General features: G+C 64.9%; 3 protein-coding genes and 1 pseudogene. 2 read left to right on the forward strand and 2 right to left on the reverse strand.

The features are described 5' to 3' along the window. A pseudogene (locus V3H18_RS16325) lies at positions 1-615 on the reverse strand (hypothetical protein); the annotation flags it as partial. 56 nt (positions 616-671) lie between these two features. Next, positions 672-1790, reverse strand: coding sequence for a DNA polymerase III subunit beta (gene dnaN, locus V3H18_RS16330; protein ID WP_332083144.1), 1119 nt, complete (start codon positions 1788-1790; stop codon positions 672-674). Between the two features lie 180 nt (positions 1791-1970). Between dnaN and V3H18_RS16335 the strand changes: the two genes are divergently transcribed. Further along, positions 1971-2807: an NHL repeat-containing protein gene (locus tag V3H18_RS16335; protein ID WP_332083145.1), complete on the forward strand. Its 837-nt coding sequence runs from the start codon at positions 1971-1973 to the stop codon at positions 2805-2807. 118 nt (positions 2808-2925) lie between these two features. Further along, positions 2926-4957: transglycosylase domain-containing protein (locus tag V3H18_RS16340; RefSeq protein ID WP_332083146.1), on the forward strand; the 2032-nt coding region annotated here is incomplete at its 3' end.

A 4957-nucleotide genomic window follows, 5' to 3' on the forward strand; every position in this document is an offset into this window, starting at 1 on the left:
CGGCCCCGCATCGGGCTTGGGCGGCGCGACTGGCGGCGGCGGCGGAGCGGCCGCATTTTCGGCCGCCGGCGGGACGGCGGTTTCCGGGTCGATCGTCACCCGCCGCACGCCGGGAGCGCTGGCGATATCGGCGAGGAGCGCGGCCTCGGCGGCGACCTTCCCTGCCGCGAGGCGCACGTCGCGGCCAAGGACGCTGACCTGGGCCGCGTCGACGCCCGCGCGCTCGCTCAGGATAATGATCCGCCGGCGCAAATCCTCGCGATAGGCGGGCTGCGCGATAAGCGCCGCGCCCAGAAGGACGAGGCCCGCCGGAATGAGGCCCAGGGCCCAGCCCTCATGCCATTTGAGCGAGCCGCCGGAGAGCATCGCGCCGCAGGCCGCGCCCGAGAGAAAGATCGCATAGACGGCGAGCGCGCTTTCGAGAAAGAGTCCGGTCTCGCCCGGCAGCGCGCCGAGCGCCGCGACGAGAACGCCGACGAAAAAAGCGAGCCCGCTCCAGACGAGCCAGCGCGAGACGGCGGCGCTCGCCGCGCGGCGCGTCACCGCCCCGGTGACGACGCCGATAAGGAAACAGGCGAGAAGCCAGAATTTCAGATGAATCAGATAATCGAGCATGGCGGAAGCTTACGCCGACCGGCCCCGCCGCTCCAGCGCAGAGAACGTCAAATTAGTTACACGCGCATCGGCATCAGCACGTAAAGCGCGCTCGCGCCGTCGCGGTCCTGCACCAGCGTCGGCGAGCCGGGATCGGCGAGCTTGAAAAGCGCCGTGTCGCTGTCGAGCTGCTGGGCGATGTCCAGGAGATAGCGGGCGTTAAAGCCGATATCGAGCGGCGGCCCGTCATAATCGGCCTCCAGCTCCTCGACCGCCGATCCCTGGTCGGGATTGGTGACGGAGAGAATGAGTTTGCCTTCGGAGAGCGCAAGTTTCACCGCGCGGCCACGCTCGGAGGAAATCGTCGAGACGCGATCGACGGCTTTCGCGAAAGCGTCGCGCTCGACGGTGAGGCGCTTGTCGTTGCCGGCGGGAATGACCCGGGCGTAATCGGGAAAAGTGCCGTCGATGAGCTTCGTCGTCAGCAGCGCGTCGCCGAAGGCGAAGCGCATCTTGTTCGTCGAGAGTTCGACCGAAACGTCGCCCTGCGCGTCCTCGATCAGCCGCTGCACTTCGGTGACCGCCTTGCGCGGCAGGATGACGCCCGGCATGCCCTCGCTGCCCTTGGGCGCCGGCAATTCGAGCCGCGCGAGGCGATGGCCGTCGGTGGCGACGGCGCGCAGCATCGGCTGGCCCTCGACGTCGAGCGTATGGATGTAGATGCCGTTGAGATAATAGCGCGTCTCTTCGGAGGAGATCGCGAATTGCGTCTTCTCGATGAGCCGCTTCAGATCGGCTGGCGCCAGCGTGAAACTATGGCTGAAATCTCCCGACGTCACGTCGGGGAAATCGCTTTCCGGCAGACTCGACAGGCTGAATCGCGAACGCCCCGAGCGGAGCGTCAATTGCCCCGCGTCGCCGGTCGCCTCCAGCGAAACCTGCGCGCCCTCGGGCAATTTGCGCACGATGTCATAGAGCGTATGCGCGGGCAGCGTCGTCGCGCCGGGCTGCGCGACTTCGGCGACAGCCTTTTCGGTGATTTCGAGATCGAGATCGGTGGCCTTGAGCGTCAGCGCGCCATCCTTGGCGGAGAGCAGCACATTGGCGAGAATGGGGATCGTCGTGCGCCGCTCCACCACACGGTGAACATGGCCGAGCGCCCGCAATAGCGCCGCTCTCTCGATCGTGACCTTCATCGCCGGGAAATCCATTCCGCAGTTAAATGCGGCGCGGCTCATGGCCGCGCCGGGGGCGAAGACTTTGGCGCGGCGGCGCTTGAAGCGCAAGGGCAGGCCGATATTCTAAGTCGGCGATTGTGAATAACTGTCCCCCATCCTTGCCGCGGCGAGAGTTGGAAGTTTTGAAGGGATAAAACGATGAAGATTTTTCGGATTCTTTTGGGGTGCCTGTTTTGGGCGGATCTCGCTCACGCGGAGATCATCAAGATCGAAAGCTCCTCCGTGCCGGCCGCCCACGGAATGTATGTGAAAAGCCCAAGCGAAATCTGGCTTGCCGATACGTATAACAAACGGAATGCCGGAAGCCAGGTCTACGATTATAGCGGAAATGTCGTGAAGGGCGCGGCCCATGGGGATGGCGTCGCGGGCATCGCGAAGCACCCGCGCCAAGACCTCTACGCCTTCTGCGACGTCATGGGCTCGCAGGTGTATTGGCTAAATTCAAACGGCGATAAGATTCGCGTTCTGGCGATTCCAAATCCATGGAACGCAAGGTGGACGCCCTCGGGGGACGCGATGTTCGTCGTGACTTATGGGGGCTCCGTTCTGCGCATTTCGGGAGAAGGCCGAAGCGATGAAATCATTCACGGGCTGGACACGCCTTTCGATATCGCCCCCATAGGAGAGACTTCGCTTTGGGTCAGCGAACAAGGGAAGGCCGGCAAGGGGCGCGTCTGTTTTTATGACAAAGCGGCTTCCAGCGAAGCATATGAGAAGATCATCTGCAATCAAGGGGTTGATCTCGACAACCCGGAAGGGCTCTGGCCTTTAAGCGATGGGTCGGTCTTGGCCGTTGATACGGACAGCGGCGCTCTCGTCAAGATCGGTAAGAACGGCTCCACGATCGTGTTGGCGAAAGATCTCGGCCTTCCGATTCTTGTCCAACTCATGGAGGAAGGTCAGTGGGTGGTCTTCACCAATCGCTCGAACATTGGGCCCGCCTTAATCTTTGGGCGGTCGAAAGCACTGCTTTAGAAAACGCTTGTGAGTTGACGGAAATCTGGACCAGCCGCCCTTAACCGGCCCTTAAACGGCCTTCGTTACGCTGCACGAAGCGTTTTAGGCCATTCGGCGGCGACGGGCGAGATTTTCGATGGCGCGCATCGACAGGCGTCGCGAACCCAGGTTCGACGACAGCGACGACGACGGCGTGCTGCGCGCCGAACGCCGGCCGAAGCGCGCGCCAGCGCGCGCGAAACGACGTCAGTCCCGCTCCTTCTTCGGCGCGCTCGTTTATTGGAGCTTCACGCTGGGCCTCTGGGGCGCGATCCTCGGCGGCGGCCTCGCCGTCTATTACGGCTCCCGCCTGCCGCCGATCGACCAGCTCGCCGTGCCCAAACGCCCGCCCAATATCGCGATCATGGATGTAAACGGCGAACTCCTCGCCAATCGCGGCGACACCGGCGGCGCGGCGGTGCGGCTGACGGACCTGCCGCCCTATGTGCCGAAAGCTTTCATCGCGATCGAGGACCGCCGCTTCTATTCGCATTGGGGCGTCGATCCGGTTGGCGTCGGCCGCGCCATCATGCGCAATGTCTCGGGCGGCGGCGCGGTGCAGGGCGGTTCGACGCTCACGCAGCAGCTCGCCAAAAATCTCTTCCTGACGCAGGAGCGCACCATCTCGCGCAAGATTCAGGAGGCGATCCTCGCGCTTTGGCTTGAGCACAAATATTCCAAGGACCAGATCCTCGAACTCTATCTCAATCGCGTCTATTTCGGCTCCGGCGCCTATGGCGTCGAAGCCGCCGCCGAACGCTATTTCGGCCATGACGCGAAAACGCTCACCCTCTCCGAAGCCGCGCTGCTCGCGGGGCTGATGAAGGCGCCAAGCAAACTCGCGCCCGACCGCAATCCCGAAGGCGCCGCCGAGCGCGCGGCGCAGGTCGTCGCCGCCATGGCGCAGGAAGGCCATATCACCGAGGCCATGGCCAAGGCGGCGCTGGCGCGGCCGGCCCAGGCGCGCCGCGACATTGGCGCGGGCTCGATCAATTACGCCGCCGATTATGTGATGGACGCGCTCGACGACACCATCGGCGCCATCGATCAGGACATCGTCGTCGCGACGACGATAGACTCGCGCATGCAGATGGCGGCGGAAGGCGCGCTCACCCAGGAGCTCGACGAGAAGGGCGCGAAATTCGGCGTCACCCAGGGCGCGCTGGTCGCCCTCGACCCCAATGGCGCGATCCGCGCGCTGGTTGGCGGACGCGACTATTCGCAAAGCCAGTATAACCGCGCCGTGTCGGCGAAGCGCCAGCCGGGCTCCGCCTTCAAGCCCTTCGTCTATCTCGCCGGGCTCGAGAACGGCCTGACGCCCGATTCCGTGCGCGAGGACGGACCGCTGAATGTGAAAGGCTGGCGCCCGGAAAATTACAGCCATGAATATTTCGGCCCGGTGACGCTGACCAAAGCGCTCTCGCTCTCGCTCAATACGGTCGCGGTGCGCGTCGGTCTCGAAGTCGGGCCGAAGACCGTGGCGAAGACCGCGCATCGCCTGGGCGTGCAATCGGACTTGCAGGCGAACGCCTCCATCGCGCTCGGCACGTCGGAAGTGACGCCGCTGGAGCTCGTGGGCGCCTATGCGCCCTTCGCCAATGGCGGAATCGGCGTGCAGCCCTACGCCATCACCAAGGTCACGGCCGCCGGGGGCAAGACGCTCTACCAGCGCAAGAACTTTTCGCTCGGCCGCGTCGTCAGCCCGCAGAATGTGGCGATGATGAACGACATGATGCGGGAGACGCTGCTGACCGGCACGGCGCGCCGGGCGGAGCTTTCGGGCTGGGAGGCGGCGGGCAAGACCGGCACGAGCCAGGATTTCCGCGACGCCTGGTTCATCGGCTATACGAGCCGCCTCGTCGCCGGCGTCTGGCTCGGCAATGACGACAATTCGCCGACGAAGAAGGCCTCCGGCGGCAATCTGCCGGTCGAAATCTGGAGCCGCTTCATGACGGTCGCCCATAAGGGCGCGCCGGTCGCGGGACTGCCCGCGGGCGCCTGGCGCTCCGAGACGGGCGCCATGCCGGAGGAGATCGCGAAGCCCATCGACGATCTCATCGGGCTCTTCACCGGCGAGCCGAAGCCCGCGCCGCGCCGCGAGGCGCGGCCGGCGCCGCGTCCCATGGTCC

Source organism: Methylocystis borbori, assembly GCF_036576025.1.
In the GTDB taxonomy this organism is placed as follows: Bacteria; Pseudomonadota; Alphaproteobacteria; order Rhizobiales; family Beijerinckiaceae; genus Methylocystis; species Methylocystis borbori.